This window comes from Aquibacillus salsiterrae (assembly GCF_028416595.1).
GTDB lineage: Bacteria > Bacillota > Bacilli > Bacillales > Amphibacillaceae > Aquibacillus_A > Aquibacillus_A salsiterrae.
The window spans coordinates 1-2,004 of record NZ_JAMQKC010000055.1 but is presented as its reverse complement, the minus strand read 5'-3'; the positions used below and the strand labels follow the sequence as shown (position 1 = coordinate 2,004).

The following is a 2,004-nucleotide window of genomic DNA, read 5'->3' as shown; positions in this document are numbered from 1 at the left end:
ATTATTTATATTTTAAACTCTATTCATTAACACTAGCGACCAAATTTTCTGGTACTGTTCCGACTAACAACTACCGTACTTACGCTTGGTGGCCTTGTCCTGAAGGGACGAAAAAAAGCATTTCCATCCCTTCAGGACAAGGTAAGGTGTTCAAATAATTATCCTGTAAGTATCCTTGGGTCTTAAATTGAAACGAACTTCATGAACAATCACATACCATTGACTATCTAACTCAAGTCTACAAGGAATGTTGGTTACCCCGATGACTAAATCAAAGATTTCTCCACAGTGAAGGCTATAGGTGCGACCATTTAACTCAACCATCCAGTTCTCCAAATCGTCATCATAAATCATTTCTATACCTATCTTCTTCATGCCCTTTACCACTCATTCATCACACGTTCCACGTGCGATCTCCCGACAATTTTGTTGCCTTGAAGACGAGCATCCATTAAACTTAAACTACAAAGAGAATTAATCTTCCGAGGGATGCCCTTACTGAATTGGTAAATGGCTTGAGTGGCTTCTTCGGAAAAAATCTCATGTGGCGTTTCGACCGCTTTTAGTTGATGTTGAATATACGCCGCCGTCTCTTCTTCGGTCAAGGCAACCATCTGATATCGCATTTGGATTCGCTGTTCAATGGCTTCCAAATGCTTGATCTTTAGTTGATTTCTCAGACTCTGTTGGCCCACAATAATCAGAGATAGGGGAGACATAGAGTCTTCTTTGAAATTCAAAACAAAACGGAGTTCCTGTAACATCGATTCTGAGAAGTGATGTGCCTCGTCCAAAATAATGACGGGGATCTTTTTTTCATTTTCGTAAATATCAAGCATAAGTGCTTGGTATTGTCGCTTAGCTTCAGGAGCCCGATGGGCTGGTTGAATACCAAAACATTGGAGAACTTCCCGATAAAACAGTTTTGGAGTCAGCCCTGAATCACAAATATATAAATAGCGATAATGAACCGGATCAAGCTGTTGCACAAGCCCTCGCACAGCGGTCGATTTCCCCATCCCAGCTTCCCCTGTTAAAAGACAAAACTGACGGTTTTGAACGGCATATTCTAGTCGCGCCGCAGCCTCCTTATAGCTTGATGAATCAAACAATTGATGAGGTGCTATCTCACGGGTAAAGGGAACCCCTTTCATTTCGAAGAAATCAATCATGATCAGCACCCCCAGTTGTCTGTCTTTCTTTTAGGCTTGCAAAACTTGTCGTCCCTAGTGCTTGACGCTTTTCTTTCTCCTGCTGTTTCTTGATCTGCTCTAAATAACTAGAAACTGGGGTAGGAGGTGTTTCTTCGTGATCATTCATCGACAACTTTGAATGACTCTGATTACGGAGTTCCGCTGGCTTGGCATCTGGAAATCGTTCGTCCTCTTTCCATATCTGAATATAAGACAAGTCATAGGGATTATAACGGATCTGAATTTTTTTACCACGCAAGAAGGAATCGACGTCATAGGTATTGCCTTCGACTTCAATCACTGACGTTTTCCGCACAGTACGTGTTTCTTCCCATAGGAAGATCTCTTTGAGTGCCTCAGCTGGCAAATGTCGCTTAGGTTCCTCGCACGCATCGTACCGTTTCTTTGGTGTTTGTCCTGTGCCTCGATGGATACGATTATCATAGGCTTCAAGCCATGAAGCAAAGTAGTCATTCAGTTGCTTTAATGTCTCCATTTTCTGCTGATTGATCAATAGGTAAGCTTCACCAGTAAAACTCGAATCAACAAATTGGAAGAATTTCTCAATTTTACCCTTCGACTCTGGCGAATACGGTTTTGCGTGAATAAGCTTCGTATTCATTCGAGCGCAGATGATTTTGAATTGGGTGGCACTATACACAGAGCCATTATCACAAAAAAAGACATCTGGTGCACCATATTTTAATACAGCCTTTTGCATACACCTTTCAAGTCTCGGATAACGCTCTTCAAAAAAGAACTCGGCATGCATAATGCGCCTACTATGATCATCGATTATAGCGATTAAATA

The 2,004-nt window shown here is 41.6% G+C and carries 3 protein-coding genes; all 3 read right to left on the bottom strand.

Annotated elements, in window-relative coordinates; all coding sequences use genetic code 11:
* Window positions 1-150: 150 nt before the first annotated feature.
* Entirely contained in the window at window positions 151-375 is a 225-nt protein-coding gene (locus tag NC799_RS18215; RefSeq protein WP_272447852.1) for a DUF5348 domain-containing protein, read from the bottom strand.
* A gap of 5 nt (window positions 376-380) precedes the next feature.
* Window positions 381-1,172, bottom strand: coding sequence for an ExeA family protein (locus NC799_RS18210; RefSeq protein WP_272447851.1), 792 nt, complete (start codon window positions 1,170-1,172; stop codon window positions 381-383).
* A partial coding sequence (locus tag NC799_RS18205) for a Mu transposase C-terminal domain-containing protein (protein ID WP_272447850.1) occupies window positions 1,165-2,004 on the bottom strand: 840 nt, incomplete at its 5' end. The genes NC799_RS18210 and NC799_RS18205, both read right to left, overlap by 8 nt.